Source organism: Brachybacterium sp. YJGR34 (assembly GCF_003347015.1).
GTDB lineage: Bacteria > Actinomycetota > Actinomycetes > Actinomycetales > Dermabacteraceae > Brachybacterium.
Genome location: NZ_PNFB01000003.1, coordinates 39,486 through 61,370, shown reverse-complemented (window position 1 = coordinate 61,370; position 21,885 = coordinate 39,486). Strand labels below are relative to the sequence as shown.

At 70.8% G+C, this 21,885-nt stretch carries 17 protein-coding genes; 8 read left to right on the top strand and 9 right to left on the bottom strand.

The window, feature by feature from the left end:
- Positions 1–104 precede the first annotated feature (104 nt).
- Positions 105–1,520 (bottom strand): CCA tRNA nucleotidyltransferase, encoded by a 1,416-nt coding sequence (locus CXH06_RS04120; RefSeq protein WP_114854078.1) that lies wholly within the window; start codon positions 1,518–1,520, stop codon positions 105–107.
- Positions 1,521–1,703: 183 nt separating this feature from the next.
- Between CXH06_RS04120 and CXH06_RS04115 the strand changes: the two genes are divergently transcribed.
- From CXH06_RS04115 to CXH06_RS04090, 6 genes are all read left to right on the top strand, one after another.
- Positions 1,704–4,079, top strand: coding sequence for a DUF6049 family protein (locus CXH06_RS04115; RefSeq protein WP_157975599.1), 2,376 nt, complete (start codon positions 1,704–1,706; stop codon positions 4,077–4,079).
- Positions 4,076–5,815, top strand: a complete 1,740-nt coding sequence (gene murJ, locus CXH06_RS04110; protein WP_114853888.1) for a murein biosynthesis integral membrane protein MurJ — start codon at positions 4,076–4,078, stop codon at positions 5,813–5,815. The genes CXH06_RS04115 and murJ overlap by 4 nt, the downstream gene beginning before the upstream one ends.
- Before the next feature lie 55 nt (positions 5,816–5,870).
- Positions 5,871–8,183, top strand: a complete 2,313-nt coding sequence (locus CXH06_RS04105) for a hypothetical protein (RefSeq protein ID WP_114853887.1) — start codon at positions 5,871–5,873, stop codon at positions 8,181–8,183.
- Complete coding sequence (locus CXH06_RS04100) at positions 8,180–8,749, top strand: hypothetical protein (protein ID WP_114853886.1); 570 nt, start codon at positions 8,180–8,182, stop codon at positions 8,747–8,749. The genes CXH06_RS04105 and CXH06_RS04100 overlap by 4 nt, the downstream gene beginning before the upstream one ends.
- Positions 8,750–8,849: 100 nt before the next feature.
- Positions 8,850–9,923: a thioredoxin-disulfide reductase gene (trxB, locus tag CXH06_RS04095; protein ID WP_114853885.1), complete on the top strand. Its 1,074-nt coding sequence runs from the start codon at positions 8,850–8,852 to the stop codon at positions 9,921–9,923.
- A gap of 23 nt (positions 9,924–9,946) precedes the next feature.
- A complete protein-coding gene (locus tag CXH06_RS04090; protein ID WP_157975598.1) occupies positions 9,947–10,351 on the top strand; it encodes a hypothetical protein in 405 nt (134 codons plus the stop codon).
- A 2,495-nt stretch (positions 10,352–12,846) separates the two neighbouring features.
- Here CXH06_RS04090 and CXH06_RS18525 read toward each other — a convergent pair.
- Positions 12,847–14,034, bottom strand: a complete 1,188-nt coding sequence (locus CXH06_RS18525) for a ParB/RepB/Spo0J family partition protein (RefSeq protein ID WP_232820191.1) — start codon at positions 14,032–14,034, stop codon at positions 12,847–12,849.
- Between the two features lie 262 nt (positions 14,035–14,296).
- On the opposite strand from CXH06_RS18525, the gene CXH06_RS18520 reads away from it, so the two are divergent.
- Entirely contained in the window at positions 14,297–14,914 is a 618-nt protein-coding gene (locus CXH06_RS18520) for a hypothetical protein (RefSeq protein ID WP_232820190.1), read from the top strand.
- Here the strand turns inward: CXH06_RS18520 and CXH06_RS04080 are convergent.
- The 7 genes from CXH06_RS04080 to rpmH all read right to left on the bottom strand — a co-directional run bounded on the left by CXH06_RS04080 (position 14,884) and on the right by rpmH (position 19,245).
- Positions 14,884–15,765 carry a ParA family protein gene (locus CXH06_RS04080; protein WP_114854077.1) on the bottom strand — a complete coding sequence of 294 codons (882 nt, stop codon included), beginning with the start codon at positions 15,763–15,765 and terminating at the stop codon, positions 14,884–14,886. The two genes, CXH06_RS18520 and CXH06_RS04080, sit on opposite strands and share 31 nt — an antisense overlap.
- A gap of 34 nt (positions 15,766–15,799) precedes the next feature.
- The gene (gene rsmG / locus CXH06_RS04075; protein ID WP_114853882.1) at positions 15,800–16,465 is read right to left on the bottom strand and encodes a 16S rRNA (guanine(527)-N(7))-methyltransferase RsmG; all 666 of its coding nucleotides are present in this window, start codon (positions 16,463–16,465) and stop codon (positions 15,800–15,802) included.
- Between the two features lie 8 nt (positions 16,466–16,473).
- Complete coding sequence (locus CXH06_RS04070; protein ID WP_114853881.1) at positions 16,474–17,136, bottom strand: R3H domain-containing nucleic acid-binding protein; 663 nt, start codon at positions 17,134–17,136, stop codon at positions 16,474–16,476.
- Positions 17,137–17,208: 72 nt separating this feature from the next.
- A complete protein-coding gene (gene yidC / locus CXH06_RS04065; protein ID WP_114853880.1) occupies positions 17,209–18,318 on the bottom strand; it encodes a membrane protein insertase YidC in 1,110 nt (369 codons plus the stop codon).
- Positions 18,319–18,403: 85 nt separating this feature from the next.
- Positions 18,404–18,700 (bottom strand): membrane protein insertion efficiency factor YidD, encoded by a 297-nt coding sequence (gene yidD / locus CXH06_RS04060; RefSeq protein ID WP_114853879.1) that lies wholly within the window; start codon positions 18,698–18,700, stop codon positions 18,404–18,406.
- Positions 18,697–19,065, bottom strand: coding sequence for a ribonuclease P protein component (rnpA, locus tag CXH06_RS04055; protein ID WP_114853878.1), 369 nt, complete (start codon positions 19,063–19,065; stop codon positions 18,697–18,699). Before rnpA ends, yidD begins: the two co-directional genes overlap by 4 nt.
- Before the next feature lie 42 nt (positions 19,066–19,107).
- Entirely contained in the window at positions 19,108–19,245 is a 138-nt protein-coding gene (rpmH, locus tag CXH06_RS04050; RefSeq protein WP_010552021.1) for a 50S ribosomal protein L34, read from the bottom strand.
- A 383-nt stretch (positions 19,246–19,628) separates the two neighbouring features.
- Between rpmH and dnaA the strand changes: the two genes are divergently transcribed.
- On the top strand, positions 19,629–21,359 hold the full coding sequence (dnaA, locus tag CXH06_RS04045) for a chromosomal replication initiator protein DnaA (protein WP_114853877.1): 1,731 nt from the start codon (positions 19,629–19,631) through the stop codon (positions 21,357–21,359).
- Positions 21,360–21,885: the final 526 nt, after the last annotated feature.

The following is a 21,885-nucleotide window of genomic DNA, read 5'->3' as shown; positions in this document are numbered from 1 at the left end:
CGCCTCGTCACGCCCCAGCGGAGAAACACACAGGGTGTGCACGTCCCGTGTCTCCTCGCTCACACCGGTCGCCCCTGCCTGCACAGGGCGATCACAGCCGACCCTCAGCGACCCTCCCGGTCCGCCCACCACCGACGCAGCTCCTCGGTCGCGCGCTCCTCACCGAGGGGGCCGTGCTCCATCCGCAGCTCCAGGAGGTGCTTGTAGGCCTCACCCACCTCGCGGCCCGGGGGGAGGTCCAGGATCTCCATGATCCGGTTGCCGTCCAGATCGGGGCGGATCCTCCCGATCTCCTCCTGCTCGGCGAGATGGTCGATGCGGGCCTCGAGCTCGTCGTAGGCCCGGGCGAGGGTGCGCGCCTTGCGCCGGTTGCGGGTGGTGACGTCGGCGCGGGTCAGCCGGTGCAGGTGCTGGAGCAGGTCACCGGCGTCGGTGACGTAGCGCCGCACCGCGGAGTCCGTCCACGGGGAGTCGACATAGCCGTGGAAGCGCAGGTGCAGCTCGACCAGGCGCGCCACCTTCTTCGTGGTGTCCTTGTCGAAGGTCAGGGCCTTCATCCGCTTCGACGTCATCTTCGCGCCGACGGTCTCGTGGAACCGGAAGGTGACCTCCCCGCCGGGCTCGAACCGGCGGGTGGCGGGCTTGCCGATGTCGTGCAGCAGCGCGGACAGGCGCAGCACCAGGTCGGGCCGCTCGCAGGGCCCGCCGGAGCCGGGGGCGCTCTCGAGGTCGATGGCCTGGTCGAGCACGGTCAGGGAGTGCTCGTAGACGTCCTTGTGGTGGTGGTGCTCGTCGATCTCGAGCTGCAGGGCGGGCAGCTCCGGCAGCACGTGGGCGGCCAGGCCCAGCTCGGTCATCAGCTCGAGGCCGCCGCGTGGATGGGCGCCCAGCAGGAGCTTGACCAGCTCCTCACGCACCCGCTCCGCGGAGACGATGGCGATGCGCTCGGCGAGCTCCTCGATCGCGTCGGCCGTGGCGTCCTCGATCCGGAAGCCGAGCTGGGCGACGAAGCGGACCGCGCGCATCATGCGCAGGGGGTCGTCGGCGAAGGACTGCTCCGGGGCGACGGGCGTGCGCAGCAGGGTGCGGGCCAGGTCGCCGAGGCCGTCGAAGGGGTCGACCAGCTCGAGCGAGGGCAGCCGCACCGCCATCGCGTTGACCGTGAAGTCGCGCCGGGACAGGTCGCCCTCGAGCGTGTCGCCGAAGGCGACCTCGGGCTTGCGGCTCGCCGGATCGTAGGTCTCGGTGCGGTAGGTGGTGATCTCGACGCGGACCCCGTCGCGCACCCCGCCGAGGGTCCCGAAGTCGCGGCCCATGTCCCAGATCGCCCCGTCGCGGGTCCATCCGTGCAGGATCTCCTCGGTCTGCGCGGGGCGCGCCGAGGTGGTGAAGTCCAGGTCCGCGCTCGAGCGGCCCAGCACGGCGTCGCGCACCGGCCCGCCCACCAGGGCGAGCTCGTGCCCGGCGGCCTCGAAGCGGCGTCCGAGCTCGTGGATCTCCTCGGGCAGCGCACGGAACATGGAGGCCGCGCGCGTGCGGGCGGTCTCGAGGCGCGCGGCGGCGACGGGATCGGTCGCATCGGCGGGATCGGTCACGAGGTGGTCCTTCTGGTCGGGGCGGGCGGCGGCCGGGAGGCGCGACGCGACGGGGGAGAACGCGCTCACCCCAGCCTCTCTACGGTAGCCGCCGCTTACAGTGTCACCATGTCGCTGTCCCCGCCGTCCGTGCGCCCGGTGCTCGCGGCGCTGCTGACGGCACTGATCGTGGCCACATCGGTGCTGGTGAGCGGCCCGGCGACGGTGATCCCCGCGGCGCAGGCCGCGCCCGCGGCCCCGCCGCCCGCGGCGGAGGACGCCGGCATCAGCATGGATCTGGTCTCCCTGACGCCCACGTCACTGGCCCCGGGCGGGACGGTCGAGGCACGCATCGAGGTGACCAACACCTCCTCCGAGCCGCTGGATGACCTCTCCCTGGAGATGCGCACGCGCGTGGCGCGGGTGACGGATCGCAGCATGCTCGAGAGCTGGCAGTCCGAGACCGCTCCGGACACCTCCGGGGCCGCCCTCGCCCGCTCCGCGGAGCGCGCGCAGCTGGCGCCGGGCGCCTCGGTCACGCTGAGCGTCGAGGCCACCGCCGAGGAGCTCGGCTACGCCGAGGAGCCCTACTTCTGGGGCACCCGCCGCCTGTCGGTCACCGCGGTCGCGGACGACGAGCCCCTGGGCTCGCTGCGCTCCTTCGTGGTGTGGCGGCCCGACGACGTCGAGGCCTCCATCACGCAGTCCGTCCTGCTCCCGGTCGCGGCCGAGGACGCCGCCGCCACGATCTCCGATCCCGCGGCCTTCGAGGAGTCCGTCGCCTCCGGACCGATGTCCGACGTCCAGCAGCTCGCCGTGCGCGAGGACGTCGACTGGTGGCTGGACCCCTCCCTGCTGGATCCGCCGCAGCAGCCGCTCCCGCCCCCCGAGGGGACCGAGGAGCAGACGCCCGAGGACGAGGACGCCTCCGGTCCGATCCTGGAGTACGCGCCCGGGCCCGGATCCTCCTCGCTCGCCGCCGCCCTGCAGGAAGCGGCCGGCGACCGCACCGTGCTCGCGATGCCCTACGCGGGGGCGGACATGCGCAGCCTGCAGGAGGCCGGCACCACCACCCTCGAGCACGCGGCCCGCGACGCCTCGGACCAGGTCCGGGAGGACACCGGGATCGAGCCGCGGGCCTCGGCGCTGGCGATCGAGGGATCGGCCGCCGACGCCGAGGCGCTGGAGTCGGTGCTCGAGACCGGTGCCACCGCCGCGATCGTGCCCTCGAGCTCCCTGCGGGAGGACCCCTCATCCTCCGTCACCCCGAGCTCGGTGGGCCTGTATGCGTCCGGGCGGACCGAGGGGACCCTGCTGCCGCTGCTCGCCCCCGACCCCACCCTCTCCGAGGAGTTCTCCCTGCTCACCGCTGATTCCGACACCGAGCAGACCCAGCAGCGCCTGCTCGCCGAGACCGCGACGATCGCCTCGGAGTACACGACCGCGCCGCGCCACCTCCTCATCGCCCCCTCGCCCGATGTCCCGCTCGACGCCGAGGCCGCCGGAGCGGCCCTGGACGCCCTCGCCGACGCGCCCTGGGTGGAGACCGGCCGCACCGGCGACCTGCTCGAGGCCACCGATCGTCAGACCTGGAGCACCGACCCGCAGAACGAGGACGACGAGCTGTACGCCCTGGGCACCGTGAGCGCCGAGGAGGTGCTGCCCAGCGCCCCGACCTCCGAGGGCGGCTGGCAGCACCTGCCGGAGGCGACCGGGCCCGCACCGCTCGCCCCCCACGTGCTGACGGACCTCGAGCGCACCTGGGAGCGCCTCGATGCCCTGGGGGCCGCGATGGAGGATGACGCCGCGCTCGACGCCCCGCGGCGGGAGGTCCTCGCCGGCACCTCCGAGCGGTGGCGCGGCCACCCCGAGGTCCCCGCCCAGCACGCGCAGGACGCCGCGGAGATGACCGACACCCTGCAGGGCCGCATCCAGGTGGTCCCCGCCTCCGGCTACAACGTCATCTCGGACACCGCGGGCGTTCCGATCACCATCACGAACGATCTGGACACCCCGATCACGGTCCGCCCCGAGGTCACCTCCGACAAGCCGCTGGTGCGGATCGGGGAGAGCCCGGAGGTGGTGGTCCCCGCGCGCTCCCAGGTCGATGCCATGGTCGACGTCGAGGCCGTCGCCAACGGATCAGTCACCCTCACCACGGTGCTGACCACCGACGACGGCCGTGCCCTCACCGAACCGGTCCACGTGCCCCTGACGGTCAATCCGTCCTGGGAGAACTGGACCACGCTCGTCCTGGTCATCGCGATGGGCGTGCTCGTGATCGTGGGCGTGGCCCGGGCGCGCCGCACCGGATCCTCCTCGCGGGCACCCGCCGTCCACAGCCCCGAGGACCCCGTCGAGCTCTCCCTCAGCGGACGCTCGACCCCCGACATCGACGAGACGGCCGGGATCTGGGCCGCCCGGGCCCGGCACGACCAGGACGACCAGGACGACCAGGACGACCAGGACGACCAGGACGACCAGGACGAGGAGGTGGGCCGATGAGCACCTCGCTCCGCGTCCGGCACATCCCCCGCCATCGTCGCCAGGGGACGCCCTCGAGCCGTTCGAAGCTCATGCAGGCCAGCGTCGTCATGGCCGCGGGGGCGATGATCTCGCGCCTGCTCGGCTTCGTGCGGAACTTCCTGTTCGGGATGATCCTCGCCGGGTCGATGACCTCTGCCGCGAGCGCCTTCAGCGCGGCCAACACCCTGCCCAACACGATCTGGCTGCTGGTGGGCGGCGGCACCCTGAACGCGATCCTGGTTCCCGCGATCGTGCGCGCCGTCAAACGCCCCGACCGCGGCAGCGACTACATCTCGCGCCTGATGACCCTGGTCGCGACGCTGTCGCTCGGCGTCACCGTGATCTGCATGATCGCCGTCCCGCTGCTGCTGACCCTCACCAGCGGCGTCCTGCCCCCGCAGACCTACGCCCTCGCGGTGCAGCTGGGGTACTGGATGATGCCCCAGATCTTCTTCTCCGCGCTCTACGTCATGTGCGGACAGCTGCTCAACGCCCACGACTCCTTCGGCCCGTACCAGTGGGCGCCGGTGCTCAACAACCTGGTGGGCATCATCGGGGCGCTGCTGTTCCTGGGCATGTGGGGGAGCACCGGGGATCCCGCCGCATGGACGATGCCCATGGTGGTGGCGATGGCGGCGATCAACGTGGGCGGCTCCGCCGCGCAGGTCGTGTTCCTGTTCTGGTACGTCAAGAAGCTCGACCTGCAGCTGCGCCCGCGGTGGGGCTTCCGCGGACTGGGGCTGGGCAAGCTGAGCCGGATCGGGCTGTGGTCGCTGGGGATGCTGGGACTGGGCCAGCTGGGGATCTGGGCCTCGCGCTGGGCCGCCGGCGGCGCGGTGCGGATGACCGAGCAGCTGCGCGACCAGCCCGAGCTCGCCGCCCGCTATCCCGCCCTACTGACCATGGACTGGGCCTACATGGCCTTCATGATCCCCCAGGGGATCATCGCCGTCGCCGTGGTCACCGCGGTGTTCCCGGCGATCTCACGACGCGCGGTCGACGGCGACCACGCCGGGGCACTGGCGCGCTACGCCGAGACCAACCGCATGCTCGCGGTCCCGATGATGCTGTGCACCGCGGTGTTCATCGCCCTGGCCGGACCGATCATGTGGGTGATCGGCGGCGGCACCGGCGAGACGGCGGCCCGCGCCAACGGCACCGTCCTGGTCGCCTACATGCTGGGGCTGGTGCCCTTCGCCGCGCTGTACCTGATCAAGCGTGTGTTCTACGCCTACGAGGACGCCCGCACCCCCTTCCTCTCCCAGATCCCGATCGCCGTGATCAGCCTCGCCGCGGTCCCGCTGATCCTGCTGCTGGTGGACCCGATGTGGGCGACCATGGCGGCAGCGGGCTCCACCAGCCTCGGCAATCTCGTGGCCTGGCTGGTGGGCATGTGGCAGCTGCGGCGGCGGGCGTCACGCCTGGGCACGGTGCCGCCGAGCCTCGCCGCCGGCGCCGTCGTCGCGGCCAAGCTGCTGGGCGCGGCGGTCGCGAGCTGGGCCGTGGGCACCGCTCTGGTGGGGCTGGCCGGGGAGCTGATCTGGTCCGGCCGTCTCGCGGCGGTGGTGCTGGGCGGCCTCATCGCTCTGGTCATGACGGCGGTGTTCACCGCCCTCGGCTGGCTGCTGCACGTGAAGGAGGTCCGGGTGCTGGTCGGCTACGCCCAGCGTGTCGTGACCCGGCTGACCCGCCGCGGTCGCCGTGCGACCTCGTAGCATGGGCCAAGCCAGTGAACGGCGCACCGTCGCCGACCAAGGAGAAGGACGGTCCGTGAACTCGAACTCACAGCAGGACGCACTGCGTTCTCGGTGGACCCTGGAGGCGCAGATCCCGCTCTCCGGCGTCGCCGACGGCGCAGTGTGGCGCCGCGCCCGCTCCGTCGCCACCTCGGAGAGCGTCATCCTGTTCATCGTGCAGGGCGAGGCGGCGCTCGAGGCCGCCGATGCCGTGCGCCGCGCCTACCTGGTGGAGGACCCCCGCCTCCTGCCCGTCCGCGACATCGTGGTGTTCGACGATCCCCGCGACAGCTCGACCCCGCGGACCGGGGCCGAGGTCCCCCTGCCGACGACGGTGGTCGAGTACCCCCTGCCGCCGGCTCCGCCGCTCGCCGCTCTGCTGTCCGCGGGGCCGCTGCACCCCGAGACCGCTCGCGCGATCATCGGCGAGGCCGCGAGCGGCCTCGAGGTGGCTCGCCGTCGGGGCGTGCGTCACCAGTTCATGGACTCCAACCGCCTCTTCGTCGACACCGCCTCCGGAGCGGTGACGATCCTCGGCATCGGGGTGGAGGCCGCCGCGCATCCCGGGCTGGACCGCTCCCGGGAGGTCGCCTCCTTCCAGGACACCGCAGCCCTGGTGGCGCTGCTGTACCGGTCGCTGACGGGGCAGAGCCCGCAGCACGATGCGAGCGGGAACGTCGCCGCCCCCTCCGCGCTCGTGGACACCGAGATCCCGCAGGACCTGGATCTGCTGTGCGACCTGGTCCTCAACGAATCGGCCGACGACGTCCCCGAGACCACCCGTGCCCTGATCGAGGTGCTCGAGCCCTGGCAGTCGATCCCGGTGACGCTCCAGGCCTATCCCCGTGCCGCGGCGGGGAACGACCCAGCCGACTCCGAGCCCGAGCCCGAGCCCGAGCCCGAGCCCGAGCCCGAGCCCGAGCCGACGATCACGCAGCCCGCCATCGCCGCGGCGGCCGCCGGTGCGACCGCACCGGTCCCCCCGGTCCCCTCGATCGAGGAGGGGCCCGCACCGTCGGACTCCGCGGACGGTCTGCCCGAGGAGGACACGGTCGCCCGGCCGCCGGCCGCGGCGGCTCAGACCTCCGCCGAGGCATCGGCGCTGGTCAAGGAGCTCCATCTCGATCAGAAGCGGGCCTCGAGCGCCTTCCCCGGCCATCTCGAGGTCACGATTCCCCGTGCACCGGCAGCCACCGGCGGGGCGGTCGCCGCCGGTGCCGCCGGTGCCGCCGCCACAGGATCCGACGGCGTGGGATCCGACGGCGCGGAGTCCGCCGCACCGACCGCGGACGGCGCACCGCTCCCGTCCCGCACCCCCGGGACGCAGTGGCCGCTCGCGCCCACCGCCGCTCCGGATGCCTCCGACGGCCGTCCACAGCAGCCTCCGGCAGGCGACCCCGCGCCCGAGGCCCTCGCCGCGACGCCCGATCATTCGGTCCCCACGCCCTCGCAGGCGCCACCGGTCGAGGAGCGGACCGTACCGCTCGCGCCGGTCCCGTCCGAGCCGCCAGCCCGTCCCGACGGGCCGATCGTCGTGCACGGCCGTCAGCGCTCGCTGCTGGAGGAGCCGAGTCATGAGACGTCCGCCCTGGCCGCCCGGAGCACCCTGTTCCGGGACGTGGTGGGGGTCGCGGTGGACGCCGACGACCCCGACACCTTCACGCTCGGCCCTCAGGACCGCGAGCGCCGCTCCCTGCAGTCCCAGTGGATCATCATCGGCGGCGTGGTCATCGTCATGGCCGCGCTGATCTTCGCCGTCACGGCCGTGACCAGCGGTCTGCGCGGTGTCATGAACGATCCGCTGGCCACCTCCGCGCCGCCGGAGACCTCCGCGCCCGCGGAGGAGGAGACCGGTGAGGCTCCGGTCGAGCCCACCGAGGAGCCGACGGAGGATCCCGCCCCACCGCCGCCGCAGATGGCCGGGACCGAGCTCTTCGCCGAAGGCACCGACCAGGAGCCGGACCATACCGACCAGCAGGAGCGCCTCGACGACGGCGACCCGGCCACCTTCTGGTCCACCATGCACTATGCGAGCCCGGACTTCGGCGGGACGAAGGAGGGCGTGGGGATCCGGGTGAACTTCGCCGAGCCCTCGACCCTCACCGCGGTCACGGTCACCACCGCGCGCAACAACGGCGGCACGCTCGAGCTGCGCGCGGTGGGCGAGGACGGCAGTCTGGGCGACGTGCTGGCCACCGGGTCCTTCGCCGGCGACGGCGAGGTGCGGCTGGAGCCCGACGAGCCGATCGAGGCGGAGCGGGTCGCGCTGTACATCCCCGACCTGCCGCCGGACAGCAAGGAATCCGGCCGGTTCCGCGCACGGATCGCGGAGATCAGGGTCGAATGACGCCGCGCGCCCTGCGCAGGGGGACGATGCGCCGTGGGCGCGGGACGAGATCACGCTTCGGCATGGTCCTCGGGATCCCGGTATGGGTGGTGCTCGTCGCACTGATCGGGGCCGGGCTGCTGGGTCTTCAGCTCACGGCATCGCTGCAGGTCTCCACCACCAGTCAGTCCTTCTCGGCCGCCTCGGCGGTGGACTCGAGCTCCGGGGCCGGGAAGAATTCCTCCGGTCTGCCCGTTGTCACGGAGATGACCGTCGGTACGGAGGTGCAGCGGCTCGTCGACACCGGGTCGATCCAGCCCAAGACGAGCTTCAACGCCGGTCAGTGCCTGCGGGAGCAGGGGCTCGATGAATCGATCCTGATCATGGAGGAGGTCGCGTGGGGCGCCGAGGAGACTCAGGGCTGGCTGCTGGTCCACGGCCCGATGGACCGCGACACGCTGCGCGCGAACGGGGGGACGGTCTCGGCGACCGTGGTCCTTCCCGGGTGCGGGGCAGACGACGATGCGACCGCCGACCCCGCCTCCGATCGGCTCTGGTCCGGGCACGTGATGATCGGCTCGCTCTGAGCACGCACCCCGGCCCGGCCCTCACGATCCACCTGCTCCATACTGGACGACGGTCCTCCCGCTGACCGCCCTCGACCATCCTCACGGAAGGACACCACCCATGTCGCAGCCCATCCAGGCCCTCAACATCCTCGGCGGCCCCGCGCCGGCCGCGAAGGTCACTCCGGTCACGGCACCGGAGACCCCGGCCGACGAGACCGTCCACGAGGTCGTCATCGTCGGATCCGGCCCGGCGGGCTACACGGCCGCCGTCTACACCGCGCGTGCGGAGATGGCGCCGATCGTCGTCGCCGGCGCGCTGGATGCCGGCGGTGCCCTCATGACCACCACCGACGTCGAGAACTTCCCGGGCTTCCCCACCGGTATCCAGGGCCCGGAGCTCATGACCGCCATGCAGGAGCAGGCCGAGCGCTTCGGTGCCGAGGTCATCTACGAGGACGCCGTGGATCTCCAGCTCGAGGGCGACATCAAGACCGTCACCCTCGACGACGGCACCGTCTATCGCGCGCGATCCATCATCATCACCACCGGCTCCGCCTACCGCAAGCTCGGCGTCGACGGTGAGAGCGAGCTGTCCGGCAAGGGCGTCAGCTGGTGCGCGACCTGCGACGGATTCTTCTTCAAGGACCAGGACATCATCGTGGTCGGCGGTGGGGACAGCGCCGTCGAGGAGGCCACCTTCCTCACCCGCTTCGGGAAGTCCGTCACCCTCGTCCATCGTCGCGACGAGCTGCGGGCCTCGAAGATCATGGCGCGCCGCGCCGAGTCCGACCCCAAGCTCTCCTTCGCGTGGAACTCCGAGCTGGTGAGCATCAACGGCACCGAGAAGGTCGAGTCCGTGACCCTGCGCGACACGGTCACCGGCCAGGAGCGGGTGGTGGCGACCTCCGCCGTCTTCGAGGCGATCGGGCATCTGCCCCGCACCGACCTCGTGCGCGGGAAGCTCGAGCTCGACGACGAGGGCTACATCGTCTGCCAGGGGAGGAGCACCTACACCTCGCTCCCCGGTGTCTTCGCCGCCGGCGACGTCGTGGACCACACCTACCGCCAGGCCATCACGGCCGCCGGCACCGGCTGCCAGGCCGCCCTGGACGCCGAGCGCTGGCTCGCCGACCGCGCGGCCGCCGAGGTCGACAGCGCCGCCGACGCGCTCCCCGAGCCCGCCGCCCGCTGATCGCTCCGCTCCGGCGACCACAGATGAGGACCCCGTCCACGCCGCCCCTGCCGGACGAGGGCGCCCCCGTGGTGGTCCTCGTGAGCGCCGACTGGGCGGGGCCCTCCCGTCCGGCGCCGACCGTGCTCCTGGAGCTCGGTCGGCGCTGGGGCACCGAGGTGACCACACTCCTCGTCGAGGATCCCTCCGAGGAGATCCTCGACCAACTGCAGGTCGAGGTGCTGCCGACATGGATCGGCGCGCTGCCTGCGACGGCGGGGACCACCGACCCTGCCACGCCGACGGTCGAGCGCCTGGACGGCCGCACCCCGGCGGGCGAGGAGACGTCTCTCCCCGGGCCCTGGAAACTGGTGCATCGACGCAGCGGCGCACTGCCCAAGCACGAGATCGATGAGGAGTTCGGTCCCCGAGCCGTCTGGCGACCGTAGAACTCCTCCCCCGGGGAGCTGGTCGCCGGATCTGACCCCGACCGCAGGCGGCCCGCACCCCCCGCCACCGCACACCGACGACCCAGCCTGACGTGCACCGTCGCACTTGTCCACATGCCTGTCCACACCGCCGTCCACATCCTGCCACGCCTCCGTCCACAGTGTTATCCACAGTGGTGTGTGGATGGATGGTACCGCGAAGGCACTCACTGAAGGCTCCTGACCTGCAGTGATGCTCCTACGCCGGGTTGCAGCATCTCCGGTTTCCTGTGGAACATCCTCTCGACGCTCTTGTCATCCACCGGAAGGAAGAGCGTTGTCCACAGAGTTACGCACACTGTGCACAGCTGCGCCGCGAGTATCCACAACCGCTCCGCACCGCATCACGACCGGCGCCTGTTCCACGTGACAGAGCGCAGCGGAGCGTGGCCGCCATCTGCTCGCCACCCTCTGTTCATGCACCGCTCGGGTCGCGGCGTCGACCTCTCCTCGCCACGCGTTCACTGTGAAACTCGCACGCGGTGAACGCGAGATGGACCGCACTTCCTGCAGAACCGTGCTGTGATCACTGCGCCGTTTCGCGTGAAACACTGCGTGCGGAAGTGTTGTCGCGCCGCGAACTGGGGGGTTCCATGGGAAACGTCCTCCCCAGCGGGCCGCTCATGCCGATCCGCTCTGGCTGCACGCAAAGCATGTGATGTCCGCCACTCCTTGATGAGCCACGCTTTGCGCCAGCTCGTGCTCAACACGCACCGCAGCCTCAACGTTTCACGACAAACATGCGTGTACCGGACGCCAAGGCACGCACCTGCTGTTGTCAAAGGTGGACAAGCCCCGGACACGCCGCAGTACGGAGATCTCTTGATGTTTCACGGGGAACCGAGGAGACACGGGCCGTAAAGTGACCACTGATCACTACGACCAGCGACACTCCCCAGTGTCCCGTCGGGCCGGATGCATCTCTGCAAGGAGCTGGCCTCAACGCCTCAGCATCGGAGGCCGTCTCGTGGCGATGACGCCGAGAGTTTCACGTGAACCTCCCTCCATCCCCGGACGCGGAGTCGCGACAGAATCGCAGCATGACGCTCTCGGCCTCTGGGGTAGGCCTGCACGGAGTTTCACGGGAAACACGATCGGGCAGTGTAGAACGCCGTCGGAGACGACGTAGCAGCGTCAGCATGGCGAGCATGGCAGGAATCTTTCGAGGCCAGAGGTCCGCGATCGCGCACTCGCGCGCCTCGCGACGAGCTCCTCAGATCGGCACGTGTACGTCCACTACCAGAATCCGCACCGGTCGCGAGTGCCGGGTACCACCGTTGACGGCACTGGCCGGCCATCCGGGGGTCAACGCGTTTCACGGGAAGCCGGGAATCGGAAGCTCGCCTGCCCTCACCGTGTTTCACGGGAAACTCTGAGCAGCGCGCACCAGTGGCGGGTCCGAGGACAATCGCTCCAGCTTCCGCACTCAAGCCCTGGCAACGCAGGAGCGGGGACGGGGACGGGCGGTACTGCTCAGCTGGCTCGTCGGCCCGCGAGGGTTTCACGTGGCACCGCGCACGGTGAGCGTGGCCATGGCACGAGCGAAGTACGACGGCTCGAGTGCACGATTCACGTGAAACCGTGACCCCTTGCATGCCGCCAGTGCGCAAGCTCCTCCACCATGCTTCACGTGGAACTCGCTTCGACGGTACTGGGCGACACGTCATCGAGGTCAACTGATTCCCGCGCTACCTTCTGCCGTACTACTGCAGCGCATGCCACTCGCAGCGCCCATGTTTCACATAGAACGCCCGGGGGCGGAACGCAGATGCACCCGACGGCTGCGACGCCGAGGTGCGGTAGCGAGGCCCGCTCGTGCCCGGTCGAGGGCTGGGGCCTTCCGTCAGCACGGGACGGCGACCACTCGCTAGCGTTTCACGGGAAACGGCATCGCGCGCAATCGGATGGGTAGAAGGTGCTCTGGACGAGCAGCGGCCGGATGCTCACCGGTCCGCTGACACGCGACAGCGCACACGCGAGGAGTTTCACGTAGAACGCATGACACCGAACGAGTCCGCCCTCCCCATCGGACATGCCAGTGCAGACACACTGTCCTTCGCTACCGACCCCCGTGGCATCGTTTCCCGTGGAACATGGGCCGGAGTCCGCGCTTGTTGAGCTAGGTGGGCGCGGTCGGGCCGCAATGCATACGCGAGCGCGATTCCTGTTGTGGAGACGACAAGGCCTGCGGTCAGCCGTCGTCCACAGACTTTTGCACAATGGTGGACAGCGGAAAAAGAGGTGGTGACCAGGGCCAACGCAAGATCACCCACCGTCCCTCCACCGGGTGTTCGGGGACGGGGCACAGCAGCTCGCTGGAGCCTCCGACCTACACCAGGGACCCTCTGTGACACAGCTCACAGCGGCGAGTGGTCAGCCCTGCCTGCCCGTCAGGGTGCCCAGACGACGACGGGGCCCGCGCCATCGCGCGGACCCCGTCGTGACAGTTGCAGACTTCAGGCGTGCTCGTCGGAGGCCAGCAGCGTGGCGTCCAGGCCCATGTTCTCCACGAGCCGCTCCAGATCCTCGAGGTTCGAGAACTCCAGCGTGATCCGACCCTTGCGCTTGCCGACGTCGATGCGGACGGGCGCCTCGAGGCGGTTCGAGAGCCGACTGGTCAGCTCCACCACATGGGGATCATAGGTGCTGCGCCGTGGCGTCCGCGTCGGCTGCTGCAGCTCGCCGCGAGCCACGAGACGCTCGACCGCACGCACCGACAGACCCTCGGACACGATCCGCTGGGCGAGCTCTTCCATCAGCGCCGGATCGTCCAGGGAGAGCAGGGCGCGCGCGTGTCCCGCGCTGATCGCACCACTGGCCAGGCGACGCTGCACGAGAGCGGGGAGGCGCAGGAGACGGAGCGTGTTGGTGATCTGCGGGCGGGAACGGCCGATCCGCTCGCCGAGCTCGTCCTGGGTGCAGCCGAAGTCGTCCAGCAGCTGTTGGTACGCGTTCGCCTCCTCCAGGGGGTTGAGCTGGGTGCGGTGCAGGTTCTCCAGCAGCGCATCCCGCAGCAGGTCGTCATCGCTCGTCTCGCGGATGATCGCGGGGATCGAGGTGAGGCCGGCGCGGCGGGCGGCACGCCACCGGCGCTCGCCCATGACCAGCTCGAAGGACTCGCCGTCCTCCGTGACCGGGATCGGGCGGACCACCACGGGCTGCAGCACGCCGACCTCGCGCAGCGAGTACGCGAGCTCGTCGAGTTCGTCCTCGTCGAACAGGGTGCGGGGATTGCGCGGGTTCTCGCGCACCTCATGGATCGGGATCTCCGCGAACTCCGCCCCGGGGACGCTGAGCAGTCGCGACGAGGAGGAGTCCTCTGCCTGCTCCGAACGCCCGGGCTCCGCAGTGGCGGGCTCCGGGCTGGTGCGCTCCGCGATGGCGGGCTCCGGGCTCACGGGCTCCGGGCTCGTCGGCGCGGACTCCGTCTCCGCCGACGAGTCGGCCTCCACGGCGGTGCCGGCCTCTGCAGGGATCTCGGTCGATGCCACGGGCGCTGCCGAGGACGGCTCCTTCTCCGCGGCGGGAGCGGGCTCGTCCGCGGTGGCGCGCACCGGGGTGGAGGCGACCGGCTCGACGTCCACCACGGGGGTGTCGTCCGTGGCCGGATCCGTCGGCAGGGTCGCGGCAGCGTCGTCCGCCACGGGAGCGGGCGGCGAAGTCGGTGCCGAGACCTCGGGGGGCGTCGGGGCCGGCTGCTGCGCAGACGTCTGCTCCTCGACGCTCTGCGGGGCCGGAGCCGCCGCCCCGGAGGACACCGCAGCCTTCGCGGACCGGCTGCCGCCGCTCGTGGTCGAAGCCTTCCGCGACGACGAGGCGCTGGAGGACTTCTTGGCAGTCGGGCGGGTGCCGGACTCGCTCTTCGCGGCCCCAGCACGCTTCGAGGAACTCGTGGAGGAGGCAGCCGTGGGCGCACTCTTCGCCGAGGCCTTCCCCGCGCTCTTCGAGCCGGCACTCGGTGCGCTCGTCGAACTGGTCTTCGGGGCGCTCTTCGCGCTGGTCTTCGGTGCACTTTTCGAGCCGGTCTTCGGGGCGCTCTTCGCCGTGGCCTTCGTCGAGCGGCTCGTGCTGCGCGTCGGGGTGGTCGAGGCCGGCTCCGCGGCGACCTGGGAGCTCTCCGCCTCCGCCGCGGCCGTGCTGCGCGCACCAGCCCGCTCGCGGCGCTGTGCCGCGGCGCGGGCCATGTCGGTCGCCAGGTCACGGGGACCGGGGCGCCCACGCTGCGCGGCGCCGTCGGCCCGCACCTCCTCGCCGGAGAAGAACATGTCCACCGGACGGGTGGACGCACGCGTCTCGGGCTCGGGGGACGGACGGGTGCGGGTGCGCAGCTCGGGATCCGGCGCAGGCGTCGAGCCGGCGCCCGGGATCAGGGCACCGAGTCCTCGACCGAGTCCTCGCTTCTGCGTCATGGCCGTTGTCCTTCCGAGAAATGTCGTCACCAGCAGGGAGATCGGAGGCGGGGCGCGTCATCGCGGCCCACGACCGATCGGAGGTCAGGGAGCGGGTCGTGTGTTCAGCTCGTAGGCCGCCGCCCGGTATGCCAGCGCACCGCTGGATCCCGGATCGTAGGTCAGCACGGTCTGGCCGTAGCTCGGCGCCTCGGAGATCCTCACGGACCGCGGGATCGAGGTCTCGAGCGTCTGCTCCGGGAAGTGGTCACGCACGTCCTGGGCGACCTGTGAGGCCAGCCGGGTACGGGCGTCGAACATGGTCAGCATGATCGTGGAGACCACGAGCTCGGGATTGAGGTGCTGGCGGATCAGGTCGATGTTGTTCAGCAGCAGCGAGAGTCCCTCGAGCGCGTAGTACTCGGCCTGGATCGGGATCAGCACCTCACGGGCCGCGACCAGCGCGTTGACGGTCAGCAGGCCCAGGGACGGCGGGCAGTCCACGAGCACGTAGTCCAGGCGGACCTCCCCCCGCTCCTCGCGCTGCTCGAGGTACTCCCGGATCGCGTTGCGCAGACGGTTCTCGCGGGCCACCAGGGAGACCAGCTCGATCTCCGCGCCCGAGAGGTTGATGGTCGCCGGGGCGCAGTGCAGGTGCGGCATGTCCGGGACGTCCTGCACGACATCGGACAGCGGAGCGGACTCCACGAGGACCTCGTACATGCTCGGCACCTCGGCATGATGCTCGATGCTCAGCGCGGTCGAGGTGTTCCCCTGGGGGTCCGCATCGATGACCAGCACCTCGAGCCCGCCCATCGACAGGGCGGCCGCGAGGTTGACCGTCGTCGAGGTCTTGCCGACCCCGCCCTTCTGGTTGGCGATGGTGATGATGCGTGTGGTGTCCGGATGCCCGAACTCCAGACCCTCGAGCTTCCTGCGACGGGCGTGGTCCCGGGTGAGCTCGCGCATGAGCGGGGTGTCTTCCATCGCGCCCTGTCCCGGGGAGGACTCATCGCGCTGCTCAGCCACGTGGATCTCCCTTCCTGGTCGCCATCGCTCGACGACGCACTTGGACCACTGTAGTAGGAACCTCGACCTCGCCCACCCCGTACCGGGTGACGGTCGGGTCCTCGCCGCCGAGCCGGCGCAGCACGGGCCGGGCCTTCTCGACCTCCTCGGCGGCCGAGGATCCCTTCATGGCCAGCAGAACACCGTCGTCGGCCACCAGCGGCAGCGTCCAGCGGGCGAGCTTGTCCAGAGCCGCGACCGCCCGGGCGGTGACCACCTCGAAGCTGCGCCGACCGTGGAGCTCCTCGGCGCGGGCACGGACCACCTCGAGGTCGAGCCCCAGGTGGTCGTCGACCTCCTCGAGCCAGGTGGTGCGGCGCTGCATGGTCTCGATCAGCACGATGCGCAGGTCCGGCCGGGCGATCGCGAGGACCACCCCGGGCAGCCCCGCCCCGGAGCCGACGTCCGCGACGAAGCGCGCCCCCGCGGGGATCGCGTCGGCCAGGAGGGCGCAGTTGATCAGGTGCCGCTCCCACAGCCGCTCGACCTCACGGGGACCGATCAGCCCGCGCTCGGGCCCCTGCTCGGCGAGCAGGTCGACGAAGCGCTCGGCGAGCTCGAGCCGGTCACCGAAGAGCCGTTCGGCCGACGGGCGCAGGTGGTCCGGGAGGGACAGCACGGGAGGCCTCAGGACGCCGGGTAGATCACGACGTGACGGTCCTTGCCGTCACCGTCGGACTCGGACCGCAGACCCTCGCGCTTGGCGACGTCATGGACGACCTTGCGCTCGAAGGGGTTCATCGCGCGCAGCGGGACCGGAGCGCCGGAGGACTTCGCCTCGGCGATCGCCCCGGCTGCGAGCTCCTCGAGACTGCTGCGGTGCTCGGCGCGGAAGCCGCCGATGTCGAGCATCAGCCGCGACCGGTTGCCGGTGCCGGTCTGCACGGCCAGGCGCGCGAGCTCCTGCAGGGCGTCCAGCAGCTCGCCCTTGGGGCGGTTGAGGTCGGCGAGCCGGTCCGCGCCGCGGATCTCCACGGAGGCGCGGTCGCCGTCCACGTCGATGTCGATGTCCCCGTCGAGGTCCGCGATGTCCAGCAGCTCCTCGAGGTAATCGGCCGCGATGTCGCCCTCCTGCTCGAGCCGGCGCAGCCGCTCCTCGGAGGACTCACCCGGGTGGTCCTCGTCCTCGGTCTCCTCCACGGCGGAGGGAGCGGAGGGCTCCGCGGCGCTCTCCGCGGTGCCACGGTCGGCGTCGCCCGTCGCCGGGCTCACCGTCGACGGGGCGGGCGCGGTCGTCTCCTCCACCGGGCTGGCGTCGGCCGCAGCGGCATCAGGCGTGGTGTCGTTCATGGGGGACGTCCTCCGGGACTGCTGGGAATGTGGGGTGACTCCCGGGAGCGGCTGTGCTCCCGGGAGGCGGGGTCACTTCTTGCGCTTCTTCTTCGAGCCCTTGTTCAGGGCGTTGCTGCCCGGGGAGGGCGGCTCCGGCGGCGCCTCGCCCGCCTCCTCCTGAGCCTTCCGGCGCTCCTCCGCGGCCTGGGCGCGGGCCGCGCGGGCGCGCTCGAGCTTCTCCTCATCGGTGAGCTTCTTGCCGCCCTTGTTCTTGGCAGGGGGCTGCACCCGGAGGGTGGGCTCCGGCTCCGGCTCGGTGGAGACCTTCTTGGGCGGCGTGAAGTCCAGGGGCTCCAGGCCCTTCTTCTCGCGCCGGTGGTTGATGCGCGCCTGGCGCTCCTTCTCCGCGTCGGAGCCGGGCGTGGGGGTGGCGCGGATGACGATGTACTGCTGGACGAAGGTCCACACGTTGGTGGTCAGCCAGTAGACGAGCACACCGATCGGCATGCCCGGTCCCGTGATCACGTAGATGAACGGGAGCATGTACAGCATCATCTTCTGGGTGCTGGCCATGGGACCCTCGAGGGCCGCCTTGGGCATGTTCTTCATGGTCAGCTCCTTCTGGGTGAAGAAGGTGACCGCGCTCATGCAGGCGATGATGAGGCCCGCGACGATCTTGGTGGTGATCCCACCGTCGCCGGAGTTCAGGAAGCTGTCGGCGATCGTGACGTTGCCGAAGAAGGTGGCGGTGCTCGCGCTCTGGGCCAGCTCCGGGGTCAGCGGGCCGAAGCCGGTGCCGGAGGCCGCCTCGGGGAGCTTGTTGTACAGCACGCGGAAGAGGCCGAAGAAGATCGGCATCTGCAGCAGCACCGGCAGGCACGAGGAGAACGGGCTGGCGCCGGCCTCCTTGTAGATGGCCATGGTCTCCTCGGCCATCTTCTGGCGCGAGGCCTGGTCGGTCTTGCCCTTGTACTTCTTCTGCACGGCCTGCAGCTCCGGGGAGACCGTCTGCATGGCCCGGGAGGCTCGGATCTGGCGCACGAACAGCGGGATGATGAGCGTTCGCACCACGACCGTCAGGCCGACGATCGACAGCACCCAGGTGAAGCCACCGTCGGGGTCCATGAACGTCGACAGCAGCGCATGGAACTGCACCATGAGCCATGCGACGGCCCATTCGATGGGGAACAGCGGATTCATCGGCCTGGTCTTCCTGCCGCACGGATGCGCATGTCGTTCATGCGAGGTGCCGGCTGTGATCGGGAGTCTCGGACAAGAGTAGGCCCTAGGGGGCCGGGTGCCGCAGTCGCCGTGGATTGCTCCACATGCCGGGCGCCGGGACCGGATCCGGTCCCCCGCGGGAGAGGGGATTGCAGCGGAGGATCCGCCCGGCGGTCAGCAGCGTGCCCTTCGCCGCGCCGTGGACCCGCAGGGCCTCGAGGCCGTACTGCGAGCACACCGGGTCGTAGCGGCAGGCGGGCGGGGTGTAGGGCGAGATGCCCACCTGGTAGGCGCGCACCAGGACCATCAGCGCGCGCCGCGGGAGACGCAGGATCGCCAGGACGAGCCCGCGGCCGGTCATCGCCGTGCCTCGAGGCGCCGGGCGAGCTTGCGCTCGGCGGAGGTCAGCGCGGCGTCCAGCTCCTCCTGGAGCTCCGCGAAGGGCTGGTCGTCGATGCCCGGCAGCGCGCGCAGCACGATCCCGGAGCCTGCCGGCAAGGTCTCCAGACGGCGGCGCACGATCTCCCGGAGCCGACGCGTCACCCGGTTGCGGACCACGGCGTTGCCCACCTTCTTGGACACGACGAATCCCACGCGGGGCACCCCGTCCCCCTGCGGGAGCAGGGCGAGGTGCACGACCACGTGGGATCGGGCGCTGCGGACGCCGCCGCGCGTGACGGCGCGGAACTCGTCGCCGGTGCGGAGCCGGTGACGGGACCAGCTCACGGGGTCACGACGTCTCGTCGCCGCTCATTCCCCGCGTCCGCCTCAGGCGGAGAGCTCGGCGCGGCCCTTGGCGCGACGGGCGTTCAGGATGGAGCGGCCGGCGCGGGTGCGCATCCGGGCGCGGAAGCCGTGCTTCTTGGCGCGGCGACGGTTGTTCGGCTGGAACGTGCGCTTGCTCATGGTTCTCCTCGATCGTGGGCACGGGCGTGCCGCTCGCGGTGGTCTGTAGGTCTGCTGCACGAACGGGGTGTCCGGGCGCACCCGCCGGGGCGGGGCAGCTGCCGAAGTTCCGATCCGACACCGGAAGGGATCCGCAGTGGACCCGGGAACCGCATCGGGACGGCGCGCAGCGCTGACTGCACGATGCTAGGCGCGAGGGTGCACGAGGTCAACGGCGCAGCGCCCGGGGAGCCGGGGTGTGGCCAGGTTCTCACCCGTCGAACGGGTGGTCGGAGCGGGCGGGGTCGGCATCCTCACGGTTGTCCACACTCGCGATCCACAATACAGAAGCTATTGTGGAAAACTGTTCCGAACGCCCCGCCCGTCCCCGAGGGAGAGACCTGATGCCAGACGCGAGCGCCGATGCGATCTGGGAGCACACGCTCCGGACGCTGCGTCGCGACGACACCGTCTCCCAGCGCGTCATCGCGCTGCTCACGCTCTCGCGCCTGATGGCCGTCGTCGCAGACACTGCGCTGGTCGCAGCGCCGTCGACCTCGGCGAAGGAGCTGTTCGAGCACCGGATCGCGGGCTCGCTGAAGGCCGCCCTCACCGAGGCAGCGGGCCGGGAGATCCGCTTCGCGGTGACGGTCGACGAGACGCTCCTGCTCGAGGACGACGGCGACGACGACTCCTCCACCGCGTCCGGTGGATACTCCGCGCCGCCGGCGCCGCCGGCGCCTCGATCCACCGGCACTGATGCACATTCTGTGGATAACGCTGTGGACAGCGCCGTGAAGGATGTCCACAGGTCCGCGCCCTTCCGCCGCGACGAGGGGTCCGTGCTGCCTGCGGTCGATCAGCCCGGCCGGCCCGTGCTGCCCAGCAGCAGCTCCGCCACGTCCGCGACCTCCGGCTCCGGGGCGGATCGCTTCGCGACCCACAGCGACTACCGCGGGGCGGCGGCCGACGATCCCAGCGCCTATGCCGGTCTGTCGGCCCTCACCGGATCCTCCGCCCCCTCACCCGGACCGCCTCCGCGACGCCCGGCCGGGCCGAGCGGCTCCACCCTCGGCGAGGACTCGCGACTGAACGGCAAGTACACCTTCGAGACCTTCGTCATCGGATCCTCGAACCGCTTCGCGCAGGCCGCGGCCTCGGCCGTGTCCGAGACGCCGGCCAAGGCCTACAACCCGCTGTTCATCTACGGCGGCTCCGGCCTGGGCAAGACGCACCTGCTGCACGCCGTGGGCCACTACGCCCAGAGCCTCTACCCGGACGTGGTGGTGCGCTACGTGAACTCCGAGGAGTTCACCAACGACTTCATCAACTCCGTGCAGTCCGGCCAGTTCGGCAAGGCCCAGGAGTTCCAGCGGCGCTACCGCGACATCGACATCCTGCTCATCGACGACATCCAGTTCCTGCAGCGGGCGCCGGAGACGATGGAGGCGTTCTTCCACACCTTCAACACGCTCTACAACTCGGACAAGCAGATCGTCATCACCTCGGACCTGCCGCCCAAGGAGCTGGGGGGCTTCGAGGACCGGATGCGATCGCGCTTCGAGATGGGTCTGATGACGGACGTGCAGCCGCCGGACCTCGAGACCCGCATCGCGATCCTGCGCAAGAAGGTCGCCCAGGAGAACACCGGCGAGGTGCCCCACGAGGTGCTCGAGTACATCGCCTCGCACATCGCGACCAACATCCGCGAGCTCGAGGGCGCGCTGATCCGGGTGCAGGCGCTGCACTCGCTCTCACGTCAGCCGATGGACGTCACGCTCGCGGAGTCCGTCCTGAAGGATCTGCTCTCCCACGACGACGGCGCCCAGATCACCGCCTCGACGATCATCGCCCAGACCGCGACGTACTTCGGGCTCTCGGTCGAGGAGATCGTGGGCAGCGGGCGCTCGCGCCGGCTGGTCTCCGCCCGCCAGATCGGCATGTACCTCTGCCGCGAGCTCACGGACATGCCGCTGATCCGCATCGGCGAGGAGTTCGGCGGCCGCGATCACACCACCGTCATGCACGCGAACAAGAAGATCAGCGAGCTCATGAAGGAGCGCCGGGCGATCTTCAACCAGGTCACAGAGCTGACGGCGCGCATCAAGAGCTCCAGCTCCGGCGCTCGGAAGTGACCTCGCCCCGGCGCCGCCTCCTCCGAGAGGCGGCCCGGACACCGCACTGAACAAGCACTGAACAACACGCCTGGTCATCGTGTAGTTCTCCCCAATTGTGGATAACTCTGTGGACAGTGTGGATCGAACGCCATCCACGCAGGAGCCGATGTGCACCGATGAATGACAAGAATCCGACGGTGGGGGCGGATCGTGCACAGCACGCTCACGAGCCGCGCTCGGCGGTCAACGTTCCGTCCACGGAGGCGTCAGCCGTGGCGACCAGCGACGACGAGGGTTGTCCACGGAATCCACAGCCGTGAAGAAGAGGACTGTAGTTCTTGGCTCGACGGGGGTGTGGACGGGGCGGGCTGCGGGGGACCGCGACGGAGCCGCCGCGAGCCGGCGGCCGGGGCACGGGAAGAGCCCGGACCCCAGGGGGCCGAGCACCAGCGCACGGTCGCCTCCGCGGAAAGCGGGAAAGTCAAGCAAGGGCGCCGGTGTGTCGGCGGCATCGCCGCGGAACCGATACGCTGTGCTCCGTTCG